Origin of the sequence: Streptomyces sp. E11-3, assembly GCF_046540415.1 — a bacterium.
In the GTDB taxonomy this organism is placed as follows: Bacteria; Actinomycetota; Actinomycetes; order Streptomycetales; family Streptomycetaceae; genus Streptomyces.
Window position 1 is genome coordinate 1,045,916 of sequence record NZ_JAZGRL010000002.1, and the last position, 20,406, is coordinate 1,066,321.

Below are 20,406 nucleotides of genomic sequence, written 5' to 3' on the forward strand. Positions count from 1 at the left end.
CCCCCGTGGCTGCTCGGCGTCGCCTTTTCTCCGCCTTTCCTCCGCCGTTTCTGCGGCGTCTAGGCTGAGGGCGTGAACCTTCCCGGCATGTCTCCTGAGCCCCCCGCCACCCCGCAGTGCTCCGCCAAGGGCTGTCGAGCCGATGCTCAGTGGGTGCTCGCCTGGAACAACCCGAAGCTGCACACGCCTGAGCGCCGCAAGACCTGGCTCGCCTGCGATGAGCACCGCGAGCACCTCTCCAAGTTCCTGGGGGTGCGCGGCTTCCTCAAGGATGTGGTGCGACTGGCGGACTGGGAGGCGTCAGCCGCCGATCGCTGACATCGGGCGCGACGGCTGCAGGAAGGTCGGGTCGTCCAGACCAGAACCGGCCTTCTTGCCCCACATCGCCAGCTTCCATATCCGGGCGATCTCGTCGTCCGACGAAGCGTCTGGCGCGTCCGAGCGCAGGGCGGCGCGCAGGTCGGTCTCCTCGGTGGCGAACAGACAGGTGCGGACCTGGCCGTCGGCGGTGAGGCGGGTGCGGTCGCAGGCCGAGCAGAACGGGCGGGTGACCGAGGCGATGACCCCGACGCGGTGCGGGCCGCCGTCGACGACCCAGCGCTCGGCGGGCGCCGAGCCGCGCTCCTGCTCCCCCTCCTCGGTGAGGGTGAAGCGGGTACGCAGCGACGACAGGATGTCACCGGCGGTGATCATGCCGTCGCGCTTCCAGCCGTGCTGGGCGTCCAGCGGCATCTGCTCGATGAACCGCAGCTCGTAGTCGTTCTCCACCGCCCAGGCGAGCAGGTCGGGGGCTTCGTCGTCGTTGAGACCCGGCATCAGTACGGCATTCACCTTGACCGGGGTCAGTCCGGCCTCGCGGGCCGCCGCCATGCCGTCCAGCACGTCCTGGTGGCGGTCGCGGCGGGTGAGGGTCTTGAAGACGTCGGGGCGCAGGGTGTCCAGGGAGACGTTGACCCGGTCGAGACCGGCGGCCTTGAGGGCCTTGGCGGTGCGCTTGAGACCGATGCCGTTGCTGGTCAGGGACATCTTGGGGCGGGGTTCGAGGGCCGCGCACCGCTCGACGATGCCGACCAGGCCGGGGCGCAGCAACGGCTCACCGCCGGTGAAGCGGACCTCCTCGATCCCCAGCTGGGTCACGGCTATGCGGATCAGCCGAACGATCTCGTCGTCGGTGAGGAGGTCGGGCTTGGCCAGCCACTGCAGGCCCTCTTCCGGCATGCAGTACGTACAGCGCAGATTGCAGCGGTCGGTCAGCGAGACCCGCAGATCGGTGGCCACGCGGCCGTATGTGTCGATCAGCATGTCGGCCCCCTCCCTGTGTCCGGTTGCTTACACATCGGAATCGGAATCGGTACGTCTTGAGATCAGTACACGACGAGACTACGTGACGCGACTGACATCGACGGAGGCCCGATCCCACGAGGAGCGGCGCGGCCGCGTCGTAGGTCCCTACGACGCGGCCGTGACCTGCGCGGAGTCGTGTGCTCCACCGCGTGGGGGTTCGAAGACAGGCTCTCAGTGCGCTCCGGTTCCGGTGAGCGAGCGGACCTCCAGCTCCGCGTACTTGCCGGTGTCCGGCTCCTCCTTGGACAGGACCGTACCGAGCCAGCCGAGCAGGAAGCCCAGCGGGATCGAGATCAGACCGGGGTTGTTCAGCGGGAACCAGTGGAAGTCGATGTCCGGGAACATCGAGCTCGGCTTCCCGGACACCACCGGCGAGAAGAGCACCAGGATCACGGACGAGGACAGGCCGCCGTAGATGGACCACAGTGCGCCCTGAGTGGTGAAGCGCTTCCAGAACAGGCTGTAGAGGATGGTCGGCAGGTTGGCGGAGGCCGCGACCGCGAAGGCGAGGGCCACCAGACCCGCGACGTTCAGGTCGCGGGCCATCGCGCCGAGTGCGATGGATACGACGCCGATGAGGACGGTCGCCCAGCGGGCCGCGCGGACCTCCTCCTTCTCGGTGGCCTGTCCCTTGCGGATGACGTTGGCGTAGATGTCGTGCGCGAAGGACGACGAGGAGGCCAGGGTCAGCCCGGCGACCACCGCGAGGATCGTGGCGAAAGCGACCGCGGAGATCACCGCGAGCAGGATCGCGCCGCCCGCCGAGTCGACCCCGCCGATATGCAGGGCAAGCAGCGGGGCCGCCGTGTTGCCCGCCTTGTTGGATTCCGTGATCGTCTCCGGGCCGACGATAGCCGCGGCGCCGAAGCCCAGGGCGATGGTCATCAGATAGAAGCCGCCGATGATCCCGATGGCCCAGTTGACCGACTTACGGGCGGCCTTGGCGGTCGGCACGGTGTAGAACCGGATCAGGATGTGCGGCAGCCCCGCCGTACCCAGGACGAGCGCGATCGCCAGCGAGATGAAGTCCAGCTGGGTGGTCGGGGTCAGTCCGTACTTCAGTCCGGGTTCCAGGAAGGCCGCGCCGTGGCCGCTGTTCTCCGCCGCCTTGCCGAGCAGGTCGGAGACGTTGAAGTTGAACTTCAGCATGACCAGGAAGGTGATCAGCAGGGTGCCGCTGATCAGCAGCACGGCCTTGACCATCTGCACCCAGGTGGTGCCCTTCATGCCGCCGATGGTGACGTACACGATCATCAGCACGCCGACCAGGGCCACCACGCCGATCTTGCCCGCCTCGCTGGTGATGCCGAGGAGCAGCGAGACCAGGACGCCCGCGCCCGCCATCTGCGCGAGCAGATAGAAGATGGACACCACGATGGTGGAGGTGCCAGCGGCGGTACGCACCGGCCGCTGCCGCATCCGGTAGGCGAGTACGTCGCCCATGGTGAAGCGTCCGGAGTTGCGCAACGGTTCGGCGACCAGCAGCAGCGCCACCAGCCAGGCGACCAGGAAGCCGATCGAGTACAGGAAGCCGTCGTATCCGAACAGCGCGATGGCGCCCGCGATACCGAGGAAGGACGCGGCCGACATGTAGTCGCCGGAGATGGCGAGGCCGTTCTGGAAGCCGGTGAACTGCCGGCCGCCCGCGTAGAAGTCGGCGGCATCCTTGGTCTGCCGCCCGGCCCATACGGTGATGCCCAGGGTCGCCAGGACGAAGGCCGCGAACAGGGCGATGATCAGCGGCCGGTGCTCGCTCGCCTCCGAGGCGGCGAGCAGGACGTGCTGGTTCATGCGTCGGCCTCCATACGGGACTTGATGGCCTCGCCCTTCGGGTCAAGGACGGCGGCGGCGTGCCGCGAGTAGTACCAGGCGATGAGGAACGTGGTGACGAACTGGGCGATACCGAGCACGAGGGCGACGTTGATGTTGCCGACGAGCTTGGTGCCCATGAAGCCGCCCGCGTAGATCGAGAGCAGCACGTACAGCAGGTACCAGACGATGAAGGCGACGGTCAGCGGGAAGGCGAAGGAGCGGTAGGACCGGCGCAGTTCGCCGAACTCCGCACTCGCCTGTACCTCCCGGTACGCCTCCGTGGTGGGCACGGCGGTGTCCACGGCGGAGTCTCCCCCCGACGGTGGTGGTGCTTCGGTAGCCACGGAATCTCCTTGCGACGCGGGTGCGGTGGTGTGGGGCATGGGGCCTCGCAGTTTCGGGGGATCACGCGGTCTTCCGGTGAGGCTGATCCACCGTGCGTGATCCGGCAGGGGGCTGATGCTGGTCGGTCCCCTTGCCCACCGCACGGCGACGCGCGCGGTCCGGTTCAACGGCGCGCAATCTTCGCTTTATTGAGGAACTCGTTATGCGGGAACTCGTTGCCCAACGAGCCTGATCGACGGTAGTTTCGCCGGGACTACTGATCATGTACCTGCCCGAGCACGGCGTGTGTTCGGGCTGCTTGGTCTACGGATGATGTGGAGACCCCATGGCTCATCTGCGTTCCAGACGACGGCGCCTCATCGCGGTGCCGCTCGGGCTGGCGCTGACCGCGTCGCTCGGCTTCCTCCCGGCCGGCGCGAGTGCCGCACCGCAGACGGCGCCCGCCGCCGAGGAGGCGGAGGGCCCGCTGCTGTCGTACGTGGTCAACTCCAAGGCCGACCCGTACACACTCAAGCGGGTGCGGAAGGCGATAGCAGGCGCGGACGGCAGCGTCGTCACCACCCACAAGAAGATCGGTGTGACGGTCGCCCACTCGACCAACCCGGACTTCGGCGCGGAACTGCGCTCGGTGCGCGGCGTGCAGTCGGCCGGTGCCACCCGCACCGCGCCGCTGACTCCGCTCGCCACCACCGACGTGGGCGAGACGGAGACGCTGACCGCGGCCGAGGCCGCCAAGGCCGCTGCCGAGGCCAAGGACGGCCAGGAGCCGCTGGAGCCCAACCTGTGGGGTCTGCGGTCCATCAAGGCCGACCAGGCTCACAAGATCAACCCCGGTAGCAGCAAGGTGACCGTCGGCGTCATCGACACCGGCGTGGACGACACCCACCCGGACCTCGCGCCGAACTTCGCCGCCGACAAGTCGGCGAACTGCGTCACCGGTGTCCCGGACACCACCGAGGGCGCCTGGCGTCCGTACGCGGACGGCAGCGACCACGGAACGCATGTCGCCGGCACGATCGCCGCGCCCCGCAACGGCATCGGTGTCGCCGGTGTCGCGCCCGGCGTCAAGGTCTCCGGCATCAAGGTGAGCACGCCCAAGGACGGCTTCTTCTACGCCGAGGCCGTGGTCTGCGCCTTCATGTTCGCTGCCGACAAGGGCATCGACATCACCAACAACAGCTACTACGTCGACCCGTGGCTGTTCAACTGCGTCACGCACCCGGACCAGAAGGCGATCGTGGACGCGCTCACCCGCGCGACCCGCTTCGCCGAGCGCAAGGGCACGGTCAACATCGGGTCGGCCGGCAACTCGAACGTCGACCTCGCGGCCGACGAGCTCCCGGACTCCAGCAGCCCGAACGACAGCACCCCGGTCGACCGGGTCATCGACCCGTCCGAGTGCCCGGATGTGCCGACCCAGCTGCCGGCCGTCATGTCGGTGTCCGCTACCGGTGTTGAGGACGGGAAGTCCTGGTACTCGACCTACGGCCTCGGTGAGGTCGACGTCGCGGCCCCCGGCGGCGACTCGCGCTACCAGATCCCGGACACCCCGGACGCCGACGGCCGCATCCTGTCCACCGTGCTGAACGGTGAGTACGGCTACAAGCAGGGCACCTCGATGGCCAGCCCGCACGCGGCCGGTGTCCTGGCGCTGCTGAAGTCGGCCCACCCGGAGGCGTCCGCCCAGCAGCTCAAGTGGCTGCTCAAGCTCCAGGCCAACCCCGCCGCCTGCCCGACGGAGTACGACCCCGACGGTGACGGCGAGACCAACGCCACCTGCGAGGGCGGCAAGTACTACAACGGCTTCTACGGCCACGGCATCGTGGACGCGCTGAAGGCGGTCCGCTGGTAACACGGCGTCACCTGATCGCAGGACACGGGCCGCCCCTCGGGGCGGCCCGTGTCCGGTTTCGTACCCCTAGCGGCGCGTTTGCAGCCAATATGTTGCATTTTCGTACCAGCTGGGCGCGCGAGGCTTGCTGGACCAGACCACTCCGGTCAAGATCGTTCAATGAGCATGTCCCGGCCCCCCGTTACGGCGTCACCATCACAGCCGCAGCACCGCGACGGTTCCCCGAGTACGGGGCCCGCGGTCTCGCGCCGGGCCGCGTACGGGCGGGCCGCGGCCGTACTGGTGCTCCTCCTGGCGGCCGTACTGGTGCCCCTGCTCGGCCCGTCCGTCGCCCTGGACGGCACCGGCGAACGGGAGGCGCCCGGCACCGGCGTCATCACCCTGCTCCGTACGGTCCTGTACGCCGCGCTGTGTGTGCAGGTCGGCGAGGTGGCCACCGCCCGACTCGCCCGGCGGGTCCCTGACGCGCCGTCACTCGTGCCGCGCAGCTGGGCCGCAGCGGCCGCGACGGTGGGAGCGATCGCCGCACTCGGCCTGGCCGTCATCGTCGCCAACGGCAATCTGCTGCCCCAGAGCCTGGCCGACGTCAGCCTGGACCGGCTGTACCAGAGCCGGGACGGAGTGCTGGCCCTGATCGAGGTCAACGGCTTTGTCGCGGCCGCGTTCTGCGCCCAGTCGCGCCGCCCCACCACCGCCGTGCTCCCGCTCGGCGCGCTGATCGTGGCGGAGGCGCTGCGCGCGCACCCCTGGCCGGAGAGCACACCCATGGTGGGCAGCGCGCTCACGCTGGTGCATCTGACCAGCGCCGCGGTGTGGGCGGGCGGTCTGCTCCAGGTCCTGCGGACGATGCGGCTGTGGCACGGCTCCCGACCGGAGGCGGCCGTCGCCCTGTTGGGGCGCTACGCGCGCGTGGCGGCCGTGCTGTTCGCCGCGATCACGGTGACGGGCATCTGCTCCACGCTGCGCAGGCTGCCACTGGACTCCGTGTTCGACACGGCGTACGGACGCACGATGGTCGCCAAGCTCCTCCTCGTAGCCGTGATCGCGGTCCTGGCGCTGCTGGCCCGCCGTCGGCTGCGGCACGCGTCCGACCCATGCTCCGCGGCGGTGCCCGCGCAGGCCGAGGTGGTCGTCCTGGGGCTGGCCGTCGTGGTGTCGGCCCTGCTCACCGCGGTGCCGACACCGATCTGGTGGTGACGTCCGCCGTCTTCGGTCCGGCTCCCGCGCGGGCCGCGGCCGCCAACACCCCCTTGGCCAGCAGCGCCTGCGCCGCCAGATAGGTGAGCATGATCCAGAAGTCCGGCGTCGGCAGCTGCGGCCACTCGGCGACGCCGGTGGCGATCAGGGTGTCGGAGAGCAGGAAGAGCGCTCCGCCCAGGCCGGCGGCGAGCCCCAGGCGGGTCGAGCGGAACGCCATCGCGGTCAGCAGCAGGCTGTATCCGGCGACGGGGACCCGCAGTTCGGACGGCAGGTCGGACCAGAGCAGCGCCACCGTGCCGATGAGTGCCAGGCCGTATGCGGCGCCCAGAAGGCCGCTACGCGCGCGTGACGTGCCATGCCGGGCGAACAGCACCAGATAGCAGACGTGTCCCACGGCGAACGAGGCCATCCCGGCGAGGAAGGCCACATCGGCGTCGAGGAGCAGCAGTACGTCCCCACCCCAGCCGAACAGCAGCGCGGCGACCAGCAGCCGGGGTCCGCCGCGTACGACCGTGTACCCGGCCAGCAGCGGCATCAGCAGCGGCTTGCAGACGGTGTGGCCGACGTCGGCTCCGGCCAGCAGCGAGGCGAGGTCTGCGGCCGCCGCCAGGGCGAAGGCGGCGAACAGCAGGCGGGCGAGCCTGTCCCGGCTCACACGGCCCCCTTGGTGACGGCGTCCGCGGCGACGGGCTGCGCGTCCTGGGCCTGTTCCTGGATCTGTTCCTGGGCTTGTTCCTGGATCTGTTCCTGGGCTTGTTCCTGGGCCTGTTCCTGGGTCCGCTGCGGCGACCACCCCGGCCCTCTAAAGACCCGCCCGGCCCGCTCACGCCAGCTCTCCGCCGCCTTGAGGTCCCTGGCGATGGCGGCGTACTCATGGGTGGCCACCCGCAGCGGGTTGTAGGTGTCGATGTTCTTGGTGAGCCCGAACACCGGCCGGTCCGTCTCCGGCACGAAGGAACGGAACATCCGGTCCCAGACGATCAGGATCCCGCCGAAGTTACGGTCCAGATAGCCGCCCTGCGAGGCGTGGTGCACCCGGTGGTGCGAGGGCGTGTTGAAGACGAACTCGAAGGCGCGCGGCAGCTTGTCGATGCGCTCGGTGTGGATCCAGAACTGGTAGACGAGGTTCGCCGACGAACAGAACGCGAGCGCGGCCGGATGCACACCGAAGGCGATCAGCGGCAGGTAGAACGGCCAGACCGTGAGGCTGGTCCAGGGCTGGCGCAACGCGGTGGTGAGGTTGAACTTCCGGCTGGAGTGGTGCACCACATGGCAGGCCCACAGAATCCGGATCACATGGTGACCGCGGTGCGACCAGTAGTAGAAGAAGTCCTGCGCGAGCAGCATCAGCAGGACCGTCCACCACAGCACCGGCACCCGCAGGGGCGTCAGTTCGTACACCATGGTGTAGATCGCGACGATCGGAATCTTCCACAGCAGGTCGAAGACGAGGCTGCCGAGCCCCATGGTGATGCTGGTCGCGGCGTCCTTGGTCTCGTATCCGGCGGCGTCGTCATCCGGATGCAGCCGCACACTCACCATCTCGACCACGGCGAGCAGCACAAAGGCGGGGATGGACCACAGCACGACATCGGGGAGGTTCGGCATGGGTGCACCGTAAGCGCCCTGGTCGGCCGCCGCTAGGGGTTGTTACCGACAAGTATTACCGTCGGTACGGTCCTCGTTCTTGGCAGTCTCCGCCAATGGACAGCGGACTTCTGCCTACGATGCTGCGTCGTCCACCCAGGGCGGACAGGGAGGGGGAGCCTGTGCAGGGCGGAGAGGTCGTGCTGGCCAGAGTCGCGGGCGCGGTGGCGTCGGCGGTCGCGAAGTCGCTGCTGAGCCCGGCCGCCGGGGCGGCCCTGGTACGCGACCCGGTGCGGCGGCGCACGCCGCGTCCGCGCAAGGCCACGGAGGCGAAGGGGGAGGCGGAGACGGACCGGCTGACGCGGGTCCTGTCGCGCCGCCTGGACGAGTCCTATCCGCGGCTCCCCGAGCACGAGCGCACAGCCGTGGCGGAGGACGTACGCGCCGCCTTCGCGGCCGCGGGCCCGATCGACCTGGACCGGGTCTTCGCCACCGGTCTCGACCCGGCCCGGCTGCGCGCCGAACTGCCCGGGCCGGACGCGGGGCTGAGCGAGCAGGGGCGGGCGCTGTACGAGGAACTGCTTGGCCTGTGCTGCGCGCACGCGGTGGAGCAGCTGACGGCGCACCCGTCGTTCCCGGCACGCGCGGCGGTGGAGCAGACCCGGCGTACGCGCGAGCTGGTGGAGGCCTTACGGGAGCCGGAGTCCGACGGCGGCGCGCTCGCCTTCGAGCAGCGGTACGCGGACTTCATGGCGGCGACCCATGGGCGCCTTGAGCTGTTCGGGCTGACGCTGGGGCAGTCGGCGCGCGAGTGGCCGCTGGAGACGGCGTACATCAGTCTCAGCGTGAGCGGGGACAGCGCCCGGCAGGGTGACTTCGGCTTCCCCGGCGCGGGGCAGACGACGGTCAGGGTCGAGCAGGTCCTGGCCGGGGCGGACCGTCTGGTGCTGCGCGGGCCCGCGGGCTCCGGCAAGAGCACGCTGGTCCAGTGGCTGGCGCTGAACGCGGCGCGGCGCACCTTCGGCGGGGAGCTGGGCGACTGGAACCGGTGTGTGCCCTTCGTGCTGCGACTGCGGGCCTTCACCTCGGCCGAGGCGCTGCCCACGCCCGACGCGTTCCTGCGGGCCGCCGGGGTGCCGCTGCACGGGGCGGCGCCCGCGGGCTGGGTGGAGGGGCTGCTGGCCGACGGCCGGGCCCTGGTTCTGGTCGACGGCGTGGACGAGGTGCCGATGCGGCTGCGGCGGCGTACCGAGACCTGGCTCAGGTCCCTCATCACCGCCTACCCCGACGCGCGTTACGTCGTGACGACCCGCCCGTCCGCGATGCCCGAGGACTGGCTGGTGCACCAGGGCTTCACCGCCCACTCGCTGCTGCCGATGGAGCGGGAAGACATCCGGGCGTTCGTCGGGCACTGGCACGACGCCGCGCGCCAGGAGTGCCCCGAAGGCCGCGAGCACGACCTTCTCGACACCTACGAGGCCTCGCTGCGGCGGGCCGTCAGCACCCGCCGGGACCTGGGGCGGCTCGCCACCAACCCGCTGATGTGCGCGCTGCTGTGCGCCCTGAACCGGGACCGGCGGATGCAGCTCCCACGGGCCCGCAAGGAGCTGTACGACGCGGCACTCGACATGCTGCTCGTACGCCGGGACACCGAGCGCGAGGTCTCGTGCGTCGAGGGCGTCGAACTGACCCGCGAGGAGCAGACGACCCTCCTGCAGAAGCTCGCCTACTGGCTGATCCGCAACGGCCAGGCGGAGGCCGAGCACGCCGAGGCCGAGGAGATGCTGGCCCAGTGGCTGACCGCCATGCCGCAGGTCCAGGGCAGCGCGGAGCAGGTCTTCACACATCTGCTGATCCGGAGCGGGCTGCTGCGTGAACCCGCCCCGGGCGCCGTGGGGTTCGTGCACCGCACCTTCCAGGACTATCTGGGGGCGAAGGCGGCCGTGGAGGAACGGGACTTCGGCGCGCTGGTGCGGAACGCGCACGACGACCAGTGGGACGACGTCGTACAGATGGCCGTGGGCCACGCGCGCGTGGACGAACGGGCGCGGCTGCTGAAGAAGCTGCTGCACCGCGCCGACCGGGCGCCGCGCCTGAGCCACCGGCTGGTGCTGCTGGCGGCGGCCTGCCTGGAGCACACGCCGGAGCTCGACCCCGCAGTGCGGGAGGCGGTCGAGGAGCGGGCCAAGGAGCTGCTGCCGCCCCGCAGCCAGGACGATGCCGAAGAGCTGGCGAAGGTCGGGGAGCTGGCGCTGGAGCTGCTGGCGGGGTTGCCGGAGCCGGGCGAGCTGGGTGAGTACGAGGCCGCGGCGGTGGTGCGGACGGCGGCGATCGTGGCGGGGGACGCGGGGTTCGAGGTGGTGTCCCGGTTCCGGGAGGACAGCCGGGCTCCGGTCGCCTTGCAGGTCGTGCAGGCGTGGGGGGCGTTCGACACCGAGACGTACGCCCGCGAGGTGCTGGCCGCGAGTGTCTGGGACGGTCCGTATCTGCAGGCGGAAACGCGGGAACAGCTCCGCTGCATGCGGTACGTCCCCCAGGCGCGCCACCTGTATGTGGCGGGCGATCACGCCGATCTCACTCCCCTGCGCGAGGTGGAGACCGCTAAGTGGCTCTTCGTCTACGAGAACAGGGCCCTTACCGACCTCTCCCCCATCGTGTCTCTTCCTCAGCTCACGGACGTCGGCCTGAGCCGGTGTACGGCGCTGCGCGACCTGACGCCCCTGGCGGAGCTGTCGCTGCGACACCTCTCACTGTTCGATGTCCACCCCGAGGTGTCTCTGGAACCGCTGCGCGACATGCGCCACCTCACCTCGTTGGCGCTGTCCCACCCGGTACTCGCGGAAAGTGTGGCGGAGTTGCCGGTCGGCGATCAGCTGACCCGGCTCGCGCTCAGCCGGGAGAGCCGTTACCTGAGCCTGGAAGGCATCGATCGGTGGCCCCGGCTCGAGAGCCTCACCGTCGGCGGGCGGACGCAGTTCGCGCAGGCGTCGCGTATGCCGCTCCTGGCCCGGCGACTGACCTCTCTGTACGTCCATGGGACGGAATCGGTCGACCTGGCCCTGCTCAGCGATTTCACCGCACTGGAGTCCCTCTTTCTGTGGCAGTGTGAACTCCCCCAAGGGCTGGGGGCATTACGGGACCTGCCCGCCCTCAAATGGCTCGGAGTGAGACGGTCGTTCCAGGGCGGAGGACGGCTCGACCTCAGCCCCCTGGCAGCACTGGACCGACTCGCCATCAAGGTCTGGGACGACACACCGGTGCTCGGCGCCGACCTCATCCCGCCCGAGCGCATCACCTGGCAGCGCACCAAACCCTGACCCTCACACCCCCGCCGCCCCCAGCAACGACCCCGCCGCGTAGGTAACCACCATGGCCAACGCACCCCCGCCCACATTCCGCAGCACCGACGGCCGCACCGGCGCCGCCCCCAGCCGCGCGCTCCCCCACCCCGTGAACACCAGCGCCGCCAGCACCGATGCCACGGTGAGCGGGAGCCGCAGCCCCGCCGCAGGGAGGACCATCGCCAGCAGCGGCAGCAGCGCGCCCACCGTGAAGGCCAGGAAGGACGCTCCCGCCGCGTGCCAGGGGTTGGTGAGGGCATCGGGGTCGATGCCTAGCTCCACGCGCGCGTGGGCGCGTAGGGCGTCCTTCTTGGTGAGTTGCCTGGCCGCCTCGCGGGCCACCTCCTCGCTGAGGCCGTGGCCCTGGAGCAACCCCGTCAGCTCGGCGAGTTCCGCCTGCGGCTGCTCGCGTAGCTCGCGTCGCTCCACGGCCAGGGCCGCGTTCTCGGAAGCGCGTTGGGACGACACCGAGACGTACTCGCCCGCGGCCATGGACATGGACCCGGCGAGCAGTCCGGCGAGGCCCGCCGTCAGCAGGGTGCTGCGCTCGCTGGTGGCACCCGCGACGCCGACGACGAGACCCGCCGTGGACACGATGCCGTCGTTGGCGCCGAGTACCGCGGCGCGCAGCCAGTTGAGGCGCACCCCCATGCCGGTGGGGTGGTGGGGCTCGCCGTGCGGGGGCGTCTGCTCGGTCATTTGGGGAGGGTCTCACGGGCTCCCGTCACCACACGCGAACCGACCCGCCCGGTGCGAAGACCGGCGATGTGGCGTCCGCCGGCGGCTCCTTCAGCGGCTCCGCCAGTTCCGCCACGGTGGGGCCGACCTTGGCCGCGATCGGGTCGAGGCGGGTCAGGTCGAAGCCGTAGACGCGGGCGGCGTTGCCGCCGACCATGGCGGCGATCTCCTTCCTGGGCAGGCCCGCGTAGGCGATGCGGAGGCCCTCGCGGCTGTAGGGGTAGGTGCCTTCGTCGTGCGGGTAGTCGCTGCCCCACATGATCTTGTCGAGGCCGATACGGTCGCGCAGCGGCACCTCGTGGGGGCGCATGAAGCTGGCGCCGACGAAGCAGTTGTCGCTCCAGACCCCGCTCGGCCCCTTGCCCATCGCCTCGGCCAGACCGGCGCCGAACTTGGACTCCGCCGTGTCGGCTTTCGTCGCCGCGGCGACCAGGCGGCCGTGGTAGTAGTCCAGCATGTCGAGCACGCCCGGGATCCAGCCGGAGCCCTGCTCGGTGAGGACCAGTCGCAGCTCCGGGTGGCGGCGGAACGCGCCGCCGAAGATCAGGTGCCACAGGGCGCGGTGTGAGAACCATGTCGTCTCCACCATGAACACGGCGCGCGCGGCCGGTTCGTCGCCCAGCGGCGGGGACGCCGAGCCCGCGTGGTGGTTGACCGGGACGCCGAGCTCCGCGCAGACCGCCCAGAGGGGGTCGTACACCTGCGAGTACAGCTCGGGCAGGCCCGAGCCCGGTGGCGTACCCGGCAGCAGCAGCCCGCCGGTGAGGCCCGCGGCATGGGCCCGGCGGACCTCCCTGACCGCCTCGTCCACGTCGTTGAGGAGGACCTGGAAGACACCCGCGCGGCGGCCGGGTGCGGCCGCGCAGAAGTCCGCCAGCCAGCGGTTGTGGGCGCGCAGCCCGGCCCAGCGCTGGTCGAACTCCTCGCGGGTCGGGGCCGGGGCCATCAGTGCCGCGGAGGGGAAGAAGGGCGGGATGGTGTTGGGGAAGACGACCTCGGCGACGATGCCGTCCGCCTCCAGTTCGGCGATGCGGCGGCCGGAGTTCCAGTTCTTGTCGGCGGTGTCGGCGAGCAGGTCCTCGTACGGGTTGACGTAGGTGGCCGCCCAGGCGTCGAAGGCCTCGTGGTGCCGGGACTCCAGGTACGGCCGGTAGTCGAGGAGGTCGGCGCCCGCGTGGCAGTCGGCCGAGATGACGGTGTAGCGGTCGGCGGGGTGTCGGTCGTCGGAGTGTCGGTCGTCGGTCATCACGACACCCCCAGAGCCGGGAAGTCGTGGTCGGTCAGCCAGTGGCGGCCGACCTCGCGGGACCGCGCCCAGGATGACTCCACCGCCGCCTGGTCGGCGCTCTGGCCGAGATCGGCGGGCGTGGGGCCGATCCGGCGCGCGATCGGGGCGAGGGCTTCCGTGTCGAAACCGAAGACCTCGGCCGCGGCCAGGCCGAGCATGCGGCGGGTCTCGGTGACCGGGATGTCATGGAAGGTGTTCTTCAGCCACGCGCGCGTGTCGGGCCAGGTGCCCTCGGGGTGCGGGAAGTCGGAGCCCCACAGGATGTTGTCGACGCCGATCTCGTAGCGCTGGGCGAGCTCGCGCCGTTTGGTGTTGGTGGCGCAGATGAACAGCTGCCGGTCGAGGTACTCGTGCGGGGGCCGTTTCAGTTCGGCGAACGGCGAGAGCTTCTTGCCGCCGTGGGCACCCAGGTAGAGCCGGTCCATGAACCACAGGAGGTTCGGCAGCCACCAGCAACCCGACTCGGCGACCCCGAACTTCAGCCCCGGATGACGCTCGAAGACACCGGACCAGAGCAGAAACCAGAGCGGACGGGCGGGCCACCAGGTGACCTCGGAGACGTAGATGCCCAGGTGGTCGCCGTACTCGTGACGCGGGGCCGCCCCGGAGTGGGTGACCAGTGGCATGCCGGTCTCGGCGGCCGCCGCCCAGACGGGTTCGTAACGCCGGTCGTGGTACGGCTCCTTGTCGACCCACATGGACGGGATCATCAGCGCGCCGAGCCCGGACTCCTTGGCCCGGTGGATCTCCGCGACGACCCGGTCGACCTCGGCGGTGACGGGCAGCAGGGCGACGCCGCAGTGCCGCTTCGGGTTCTCTCCCACGAACTCGGCCAGCCAGCGGTTGTGCGCCTGGGCGCCCGCCATGCCCAGCTCCGGGTCCTGGTCGCCGGAGAGCCCGAGGCCCACCCCGAAGGGCGCGGCGGTCTGGCTGTCCACGGCGTCGGCGTCCGGGAAGACGACCTCGGCGGCCACGCCGTCGCCGTCCAGCTCCTTGAGGCGCTGCGCGGTGTCCCAGCCGCCGCGCAGGCCCTCCTCGTTGTCGTGGAACCACTTGGCGGCGAAGGCCTCGTTGCGTACGCCGAGCCGGGTCATCTCCTCGCGGCGGGCGCCCTGCCGCCCGAGGAACTCGTCGAAGGCGCGGTGGAAACGGCGGTCCAGATAGGGCCGGTACTCCTCGGTGGGGAGCCCGGCGTGGCAGTCGGAGGAGATGATCAGATAGGGGTCTGCGGGGGCTGTGTGTTCTGTGGGGGCTGCGGGGTCTGTCATCACATGTCCCTGGGTCGTGTCAGTCGAGAATGAAGCTTTCGAGGTACGCCGGGTTCGCGCGGTCGAGCATCGACTGCGACCTGGCCCTGATCTGCCGGTCGCTGTGCTCGCTCTCCGGCAGCAGCCAGAAGCGGTCGGCCCTGATCCCCTCGGCGACGAAGTCGGCGACCTCCTCGACCGGCGTGAACCGCACCTCCTGCCCGGCCTCGCGCATCGCCGCCTCCCACTGGGCGAGGCTGCGGTAAGGGGCCTTGCGGGGGCGCTCCTTGGCGTAGCGCTCGGGCCGGTTGCGGTGCGACTCCCAGAGCCCGGTGCGCAGCATGTGCGGTCCCGGGAAGAGCACCGACGCGCCGACGGCGGCGCCCTCGGCCTTGAGATGGGCGTACAGCGACTCGGTCATCGTCACCACGGCCGCCTTGGTGACCGCGTACACCGACGCGGTGGGCAGCGGAGCGATCCCGCCGTCCCCGGACGAGGTGTTGACGACATGGCCGGGCTCGCCCGCCGCGAGCATCCTGGGCAGGAAGGCCTGGATGCCGTGGAAGACGCCCCATACGTTGACCGCGAAGGCCCACTTCCAGTCGTTCGGCTCGTGTTCCCACATCCGACCCTCTGCGCCGGAGCCGACGCCCGCGTTGTTGCACAGCACATGCACCGCGCCATACGTCTCGTACGCCGCGTCCGCGAGGGCCGCCACGGACGCGCGGTCCGCAACGTCCACTACGCGCGCGTGCACCTCGGCGCCGTCCGCGCGCAGGGACGCGGCGGCCTTCTCCAGGGCGTCCTCCTCGACGTCCGCGAGTACGACCTTCAGCCCGTCGGCGGCGAACCGGCGCGCCAGGGCGAGGCCGATCCCGCTGGCCGCTCCGGTGACGACGGCGACCTGGCCTTCCCCGAGCCGCATCAGACGCTGCCTTCGGGCGGTCCGTCGAGAATCTGCCGCGGATCGTCGTAGCGCTGGTGGATGTACGGGAGCAGGGCCTGCGCGCTGACCCGTTCGGCGACCCGGCCCTGCTGGTCGGTGGTCTTCTCGCCGATGGTGATCTCCACCAGGCGCCGTACCGGAAGGTCGGCGACGGGGTCGTACATCGACTCGCGCAGCACCACGTCGCCGGTGATCCGCTCCAGTTTGCGCACCTTCTCGTTGCGTACGCAGTGCACCAGGACCGGGTCCGCGTCGAAGCCCGAACCGTCCACCGCGGGCAGGAACTTGAAGTAGAAGTCGGTCTTCTGGACCGGCTCGGGCAGCGGCAGGTCGCCGCTGACCGCGCCGCGCACCTCGACGAAGGCGATCTGGTGCCGGGCGAGCGCGGCGCGTACCACCAGGCCGTCGCGTTCGACGGTGACCTCGCCGAGCTTCTTGGGCTCACCGAAGACCTCGCGGCCGCCGATCAGGGCGCGCTCGTGGGTCATCGGCATGACCAGGGGGTACCAGCCCTCGACGCCGTCGTGCTCGGCGGCGACCGCGACCGAGCCGGCGCCCAGCGGATAGCCGGGCAGGTCGACCTTGCTGATGTGCGCCCGCACCAGGGGCTGTCCGGTGGGCTTCAGGGGCGGCGGGAGCACCGCGGCCACCGTGTCCGGGTCGGTCTCCCAGACGGCGACGACGCCGGTGGACCAGATGTCGGGGAGCTTGGAGTTCTCGGTGCGCGACGCGGCGATCTCGGCCTCGGTGCGCGCGCCGTACCGTACGCGTGCCATGTCGTACCACCCTTCGTAGGTCGTGCGGTGACGTGCCTTACCAGGGGAGCGTGTAACACTGTTACAGGCTCCTGCCCGACGGGTAAAGAGCCGTGCGGGAAGCGGAATGAGGGGGACCGATGACCGGACCGTCGAGGCCGTCGAGACCGGCGCGCGCGTCACTGACCCGCGATGAGGTACTCGACGCCGCCGCGAACCTGGTGAAGCAGCACGGGCCGCGCGCCCTGACCATGCGTAAGCTCGCCGCCGAGCTGGGCACCGCGGTCACCTCGATCTACTGGCACGTCGGCAACCGCGAGTCGCTCCTGGACGCCCTCGTCGCCCGCACGGTCCAGGACCTCGGCGAGATCCGGCCGAGCGGCCGCACCCCCGCCCAGCGCATCGTGTCGGTGGCCCGCGCGCTGCGCCGCCGGCTGCGCGACCACCCGCACCTGGTGGCGATGGTCCACGAACGCGGGCTGACCGAGCGGATGTTCCAGCCCGCCGCTCAGGCGCTGGTGCACGAGGTGCACGCGGCGGGCCTGCGCGGCGCCCGGGCCGCCGAGGTGGTGCGCGCGGTGCAGTTCCAGGTCGTCGGATTCGTCCTGGTGGAGCGCAACCGCGAACGCGCGCCGGTGCAGCGCCCCGGCGACGAGGAGTTGTGGAGCGCCGCGAGTGCCGAGCAGGACCCCCGCGAGTGCCGAGCAGGACCCGGCACTCGCGCGCTCCCTGGCCGGACCGCCCGATCCCGAACGGCTCTTCACCGTCTCCGTACGCGCCCTGGTCGACGGTCTACTCGGCCCTTAGGGAGGGTCCAGCGAAGCGGCCTTACCATCCAGCACTGACGTCCTCTCCCATCCAGCCCTAACATCCCCTCCCGTCAACCCGACTCGCCGGTCCCGGTCCGCGCTGTCAGTGACGGGTCGTATCCTCAGTGACCATGCTCGAAGACCACACGACCGCAGCCCCGTGGCCGGCCGCGTACCCGACGGGGTACGCGGTCGTCGACGTGGAGACCACCGGCCTCGCCCGCGACGACCGGATAGTGTCCGCTGCCGTGTACCGGCTGGACGCCCGCGGCGATGTCGAGGACCACTGGTACACGCTGGTCAACCCGCAGCGCGATCCGGGACCCGTGTGGATTCACGGCCTGACGAGCGACGTCCTCAAGGACGCACCGCTGTTCAGCGAGATCGCCCAGGAGTTCTCCGCCCGGCTCGCCGACCGCGTGCTGGTCGCGCACAACGCGGTCTTCGACTGGTCGATGATCGCCCGTGAGTACGCGCGCGCCGAGCGCACCGCGCCCGTACGCCAGCGGCTGTGCACCATCGCGCTGTCGAAGGAGCTGGGGCTGCCGCTGCCCAACCACAAGCTGGCCTCGCTCGCCGCGCACTTCGGCGTCGAGCAGCAGCACGCGCACCACGCGCTGGACGACGCGCGCGTGCTCGCCGAGGCGTTCAGGCCCAGCCTGCACGCGGCGGCCAGCGGCGGAGTGCGACTGCCGCTCCTGGAGTGCCGGCCGCTCACCGAGTGGAGCCAGAGCCCCGCGACGCCGCGCATCGGCCACCAGGCCCAGCACGCGTCGTACGGCCAGGGCAGCTGGCGTCCTTCGCGCAAGCGGCCGCCGTGCCCCTATCCGAACCCCGGGCGGTACGAGGACGGCAAGCCGCTCAAGCAGGGGATGCGGGTGGCGTTCTCCGGGGACACCTCGGTGGACCGCGAGCTGCTCGAGGACCGCGCGGTCGAGGCCGGGCTGCACATCGCGACGAGCGTCTCGCGGCTCACCAGCCTGCTGGTGACCAACGACCCGGACGCCGGGACCTCCAAGGTCGTCAAGGCCAAGGCGTTCGGCACACCCGTCGTCGACGAGGCCGCGTTCGGGCAACTGCTACGGGACGTGGCCCCGGCCCAGGTGGTATCAGACGGGTGATTTGCCGGGTCCGCCCCGCATGCCGCCCGCGCTGAGGCGCGCCCGCGTCCCACCCTGTGGCGCATGGCACGTTGTGAAGTATGCGGAAACGACTACGGCATGTCCTTCGAGGTGCACGCGCAGGGCGCGGTGCACGTCTTCGACTGCTTCGCCTGCGCCATCCACCGCATGGCGCCCCTGTGCGAGCACTGCCGCGTGCAGGTGATCGGGCAGGGCGTCGAGGTCGAGGGCCACTGGTACTGCGGGGCGCACTGCGCACGCGCGGAGGGGCGGGTGGGGATCGTCGACAAGGTGTGAGCGGGCGGAGGCAGACGCTCCGCCCGTCAGAAGAGTGTTCAGGAGGGTGCTGACGACGATCAGCACCCTCCTGGTCGTCATGTCAGAGGCGAGTTGTACCGTCATGGGGTGTACCGCTTCCTGTTGTCCCGGCAGTGGGTGCTTCTCGCCCTCCTCGCCCTCGTGCTCATCCCCGTGATGGTCGAACTGGGCTTCTGGCAGCTGCACCGCCATCAGCACCGTGTCGCGCAGAACGGTCTGATCGCCGAGAACCTCGAGGCGGCGCCGGTCCACGTCACGGAGCTCACCTCGCCGGGGCACACCGTCCCCCGCTCCGACTACTGGCGCCGGGTGACCGCGACCGGGACGTACGACACCGAGCAGGAGGTCGTCGTCCGCCGCAGGACCAACTCCGACGACCGGGTCGGCTTCCATGTGCTGACCCCGCTGGTGCTCGACGACGGACGCGTGCTGCTCGTCAACCGCGGCTGGGTGCCGACGGCCGCCGACCAGCAGGCGTTCCCGGACGTACCGGCCCCCGAGAAGGGCGAGGTCACCGTCACCGGCCGCCTGATGGCCGACCAGACGACGGACGCGAGCGGCATCCGGGACCTCAAGGGGCTGCCACCCCGCCAGACCATGCTGATCAGCAGCGAGCAGCAGGCCAAGACCCTCGGCAAAGAGGTACTCGGCGGCTATGTCGAGCTCGTCGAACCCCGTCCGAAGGACGGGGGCCCCGAGCTGATCGGCGCCCCCGACAAGGGTTCCATCGGCCCGCACATGGCGTATGCCGTCCAGTGGTGGCTGTTCGCCGCCGCCGTCCCGGTCGGCTGGGTGATCCTCGTACGCCGCGAGCTGAAGGACCGCAGGCAGCGGGCCGCCGCGGAGTCGGAGCCGACTCCGGCCGCCGCGTAGCGGGAGCCCGCAGCTCTCTCGCCTCGGGCCGGAGTGGCACGGCAGGATAGGGCCATGGATCTTGGACTGAAGGATCGTGTCTACGTCGTCACCGGCGCCACCCGTGGTCTCGGTCACGCGGCCGCCCGCGAGCTGGTCGCGGACGGAGCGCGAGTCGTGATCAGCGGGCGGGACGAGAAGACGGTCGACGAGGCCGCCGCCGCACTCGGCCCGAACGCCCTGGGCATCGCCGCGGACAACGCCGCCCCGGACACCGCCGAACGCCTCATCAGGGCCGCGCGTCAGGAGTACGGCCGCCTCGACGGCGTACTGATCAGCGTCGGCGGCCCGGCCCCCGGCTTCGCCGCCGACAACACCGACGAACAGTGGCAGGCGGCCTTCGACTCGGTGTTCCTCGGCGCCGTACGCCTGGCCCGCGCGGCCGCGGCCGAGCTCGGCGAGGGCGGCGTGATCGGTTTCGTCCTCTCCGGCTCGGTGCACGAGCCGATCGCGGGCCTGACCATTTCGAACGGCCTGCGCCCCGGACTCGCGGGCTTCGCCAAGTCCCTCTCGGTCGAGCTCGGCCCGCGCGGCATCCGCGTGGTGGGCCTGCTCCCCGGCCGGATCAGCACCGACCGCATGCGTCAGCTCGACGGGCTGTCCCCCGACCCGGAGGCCACCCGCGCGGCCAACGAGGCACGCGTCCCACTGCGGCGCTACGGCACACCGGAGGAGTTCGGCCGTGCGGCGGCGTTCGTGCTGTCGCCCGCGGCCTCGTATATGACGGGTGTGATGCTGCCGGTGGACGGCGGCGCCCGGCACGGGTTCTAGGGGGACACCGCCTGGGGCGA

The 20,406-nt window shown here is 70.8% G+C and carries 19 protein-coding genes; 9 read left to right on the plus strand and 10 right to left on the minus strand.

The features are described from left to right. Positions 1 to 87: 87 nt before the first annotated feature. Positions 88 to 318 carry a hypothetical protein gene (locus tag U9R90_RS23645; RefSeq protein ID WP_411058656.1) on the plus strand — a complete coding sequence of 77 codons (231 nt, stop codon included), beginning with the start codon at positions 88 to 90 and terminating at the stop codon, positions 316 to 318. Here the strand turns inward: U9R90_RS23645 and moaA are convergent. The 3 genes from moaA to U9R90_RS23660 form a co-directional block, all read right to left on the minus strand. After that, on the minus strand, positions 301 to 1,302 hold the full coding sequence (gene moaA, locus U9R90_RS23650) for a GTP 3',8-cyclase MoaA (RefSeq protein WP_411058657.1): 1,002 nt from the start codon (positions 1,300 to 1,302) through the stop codon (positions 301 to 303). The two genes, U9R90_RS23645 and moaA, sit on opposite strands and share 18 nt — an antisense overlap. A 213-nt stretch (positions 1,303 to 1,515) precedes the next feature. Then, positions 1,516 to 3,135, minus strand: a complete 1,620-nt coding sequence (locus U9R90_RS23655) for a cation acetate symporter (protein ID WP_411058658.1) — start codon at positions 3,133 to 3,135, stop codon at positions 1,516 to 1,518. Further along, positions 3,132 to 3,500 carry a DUF485 domain-containing protein gene (locus U9R90_RS23660; RefSeq protein ID WP_411058659.1) on the minus strand — a complete coding sequence of 123 codons (369 nt, stop codon included), beginning with the start codon at positions 3,498 to 3,500 and terminating at the stop codon, positions 3,132 to 3,134. The genes U9R90_RS23655 and U9R90_RS23660 overlap by 4 nt, the downstream gene beginning before the upstream one ends. A 326-nt stretch (positions 3,501 to 3,826) precedes the next feature. Between U9R90_RS23660 and U9R90_RS23665 the strand changes: the two genes are divergently transcribed. Together U9R90_RS23665 and U9R90_RS23670 are read left to right on the plus strand one after the other, a co-directional pair. Further along, positions 3,827 to 5,353, plus strand: coding sequence for a S8 family serine peptidase (locus U9R90_RS23665; RefSeq protein WP_411058660.1), 1,527 nt, complete (start codon positions 3,827 to 3,829; stop codon positions 5,351 to 5,353). Positions 5,354 to 5,512: 159 nt separating this feature from the next. Continuing rightward, positions 5,513 to 6,550 carry a CopD family protein gene (locus tag U9R90_RS23670; RefSeq protein WP_411058661.1) on the plus strand — a complete coding sequence of 346 codons (1,038 nt, stop codon included), beginning with the start codon at positions 5,513 to 5,515 and terminating at the stop codon, positions 6,548 to 6,550. On the opposite strand, the gene U9R90_RS23675 is transcribed toward U9R90_RS23670, so the two are convergent. Together U9R90_RS23675 and U9R90_RS23680 are read right to left on the minus strand one after the other, a co-directional pair. Continuing rightward, positions 6,519 to 7,208: a lysoplasmalogenase gene (locus U9R90_RS23675; protein WP_411058662.1), complete on the minus strand. Its 690-nt coding sequence runs from the start codon at positions 7,206 to 7,208 to the stop codon at positions 6,519 to 6,521. The two genes, U9R90_RS23670 and U9R90_RS23675, sit on opposite strands and share 32 nt — an antisense overlap. Beyond that, complete coding sequence (locus U9R90_RS23680; protein ID WP_411058663.1) at positions 7,205 to 8,161, minus strand: sterol desaturase family protein; 957 nt, start codon at positions 8,159 to 8,161, stop codon at positions 7,205 to 7,207. The genes U9R90_RS23675 and U9R90_RS23680 overlap by 4 nt, the downstream gene beginning before the upstream one ends. A gap of 161 nt (positions 8,162 to 8,322) precedes the next feature. Here U9R90_RS23680 and U9R90_RS23685 point away from each other — a divergent pair, with 161 nt between their 5' ends. Further along, positions 8,323 to 11,457: an NACHT domain-containing protein gene (locus U9R90_RS23685; RefSeq protein WP_411058664.1), complete on the plus strand. Its 3,135-nt coding sequence runs from the start codon at positions 8,323 to 8,325 to the stop codon at positions 11,455 to 11,457. 3 nt (positions 11,458 to 11,460) lie between these two features. On the opposite strand, the gene U9R90_RS23690 is transcribed toward U9R90_RS23685, so the two are convergent. The 5 genes from U9R90_RS23690 to U9R90_RS23710 are packed head-to-tail and all read right to left on the minus strand — an operon-like array spanning position 11,461 to position 16,476. Further along, positions 11,461 to 12,180, minus strand: a complete 720-nt coding sequence (locus tag U9R90_RS23690; RefSeq protein ID WP_411058665.1) for a VIT family protein — start codon at positions 12,178 to 12,180, stop codon at positions 11,461 to 11,463. 25 nt (positions 12,181 to 12,205) lie between these two features. Continuing rightward, positions 12,206 to 13,465, minus strand: a complete 1,260-nt coding sequence (locus U9R90_RS23695) for an amidohydrolase family protein (RefSeq protein ID WP_411058666.1) — start codon at positions 13,463 to 13,465, stop codon at positions 12,206 to 12,208. Then, positions 13,465 to 14,775 carry an amidohydrolase family protein gene (locus tag U9R90_RS23700; protein WP_411058667.1) on the minus strand — a complete coding sequence of 437 codons (1,311 nt, stop codon included), beginning with the start codon at positions 14,773 to 14,775 and terminating at the stop codon, positions 13,465 to 13,467. Before U9R90_RS23700 ends, U9R90_RS23695 begins: the two co-directional genes overlap by 1 nt. Positions 14,776 to 14,794: 19 nt before the next feature. Then, complete coding sequence (locus U9R90_RS23705) at positions 14,795 to 15,679, minus strand: SDR family NAD(P)-dependent oxidoreductase (protein ID WP_411058668.1); 885 nt, start codon at positions 15,677 to 15,679, stop codon at positions 14,795 to 14,797. Further along, positions 15,679 to 16,476 (minus strand): acetoacetate decarboxylase family protein, encoded by a 798-nt coding sequence (locus tag U9R90_RS23710; RefSeq protein WP_411058669.1) that lies wholly within the window; start codon positions 16,474 to 16,476, stop codon positions 15,679 to 15,681. The genes U9R90_RS23705 and U9R90_RS23710 overlap by 1 nt, the downstream gene beginning before the upstream one ends. A 119-nt stretch (positions 16,477 to 16,595) precedes the next feature. On the opposite strand from U9R90_RS23710, the gene U9R90_RS23715 reads away from it, so the two are divergent. The 5 genes from U9R90_RS23715 (at position 16,596) to U9R90_RS23735 (ending at position 20,386) form a co-directional block, all read left to right on the plus strand. Next, positions 16,596 to 17,300, plus strand: coding sequence for a TetR/AcrR family transcriptional regulator (locus U9R90_RS23715; RefSeq protein WP_411058671.1), 705 nt, complete (start codon positions 16,596 to 16,598; stop codon positions 17,298 to 17,300). A 95-nt stretch (positions 17,301 to 17,395) separates the two neighbouring features. Beyond that, on the plus strand, positions 17,396 to 18,385 hold the full coding sequence (locus tag U9R90_RS23720; protein WP_411058673.1) for a DEDDh family exonuclease: 990 nt from the start codon (positions 17,396 to 17,398) through the stop codon (positions 18,383 to 18,385). A gap of 63 nt (positions 18,386 to 18,448) precedes the next feature. Further along, positions 18,449 to 18,682, plus strand: coding sequence for a hypothetical protein (locus U9R90_RS23725; RefSeq protein ID WP_411058674.1), 234 nt, complete (start codon positions 18,449 to 18,451; stop codon positions 18,680 to 18,682). A 108-nt stretch (positions 18,683 to 18,790) separates the two neighbouring features. Further along, entirely contained in the window at positions 18,791 to 19,576 is a 786-nt protein-coding gene (locus U9R90_RS23730; RefSeq protein WP_411058675.1) for an SURF1 family protein, read from the plus strand. A 54-nt stretch (positions 19,577 to 19,630) separates the two neighbouring features. Further along, positions 19,631 to 20,386: an SDR family oxidoreductase gene (locus U9R90_RS23735; RefSeq protein ID WP_411058676.1), complete on the plus strand. Its 756-nt coding sequence runs from the start codon at positions 19,631 to 19,633 to the stop codon at positions 20,384 to 20,386. The last annotated feature ends 20 nt before the right edge of the window (positions 20,387 to 20,406 follow it).

Bases quoted from the DNA above. Each gene is read 5' to 3' on its own strand.
- U9R90_RS23665 (WP_411058660.1), top strand. From the start codon at position 3,827: ATGGCTCATCTGCGTTCCAGACGACGGCGCCTCATCGCGGTGCCGCTC.
- U9R90_RS23670 (WP_411058661.1), top strand. From the start codon at position 5,513: ATGAGCATGTCCCGGCCCCCCGTTACGGCGTCACCATCACAGCCGCAG.
- U9R90_RS23690 (WP_411058665.1), bottom strand. From the start codon at position 12,180: ATGACCGAGCAGACGCCCCCGCACGGCGAGCCCCACCACCCCACCGGC.
- U9R90_RS23710 (WP_411058669.1), bottom strand. From the start codon at position 16,476: ATGGCACGCGTACGGTACGGCGCGCGCACCGAGGCCGAGATCGCCGCG.
- U9R90_RS23720 (WP_411058673.1), top strand. From the start codon at position 17,396: ATGCTCGAAGACCACACGACCGCAGCCCCGTGGCCGGCCGCGTACCCG.
- U9R90_RS23725 (WP_411058674.1), top strand. From the start codon at position 18,449: ATGGCACGTTGTGAAGTATGCGGAAACGACTACGGCATGTCCTTCGAG.
- U9R90_RS23700 (WP_411058667.1), bottom strand. From the start codon at position 14,775: ATGACAGACCCCGCAGCCCCCACAGAACACACAGCCCCCGCAGACCCC.
- U9R90_RS23680 (WP_411058663.1), bottom strand. From the start codon at position 8,161: ATGCCGAACCTCCCCGATGTCGTGCTGTGGTCCATCCCCGCCTTTGTG.
- U9R90_RS23715 (WP_411058671.1), top strand. From the start codon at position 16,596: ATGACCGGACCGTCGAGGCCGTCGAGACCGGCGCGCGCGTCACTGACC.
- U9R90_RS23705 (WP_411058668.1), bottom strand. From the start codon at position 15,679: ATGCGGCTCGGGGAAGGCCAGGTCGCCGTCGTCACCGGAGCGGCCAGC.
- U9R90_RS23735 (WP_411058676.1), top strand. From the start codon at position 19,631: ATGGATCTTGGACTGAAGGATCGTGTCTACGTCGTCACCGGCGCCACC.
- U9R90_RS23645 (WP_411058656.1), top strand. From the start codon at position 88: ATGTCTCCTGAGCCCCCCGCCACCCCGCAGTGCTCCGCCAAGGGCTGT.
- U9R90_RS23655 (WP_411058658.1), bottom strand. From the start codon at position 3,135: ATGAACCAGCACGTCCTGCTCGCCGCCTCGGAGGCGAGCGAGCACCGG.
- U9R90_RS23695 (WP_411058666.1), bottom strand. From the start codon at position 13,465: ATGACCGACGACCGACACTCCGACGACCGACACCCCGCCGACCGCTAC.
- moaA (WP_411058657.1), bottom strand. From the start codon at position 1,302: ATGCTGATCGACACATACGGCCGCGTGGCCACCGATCTGCGGGTCTCG.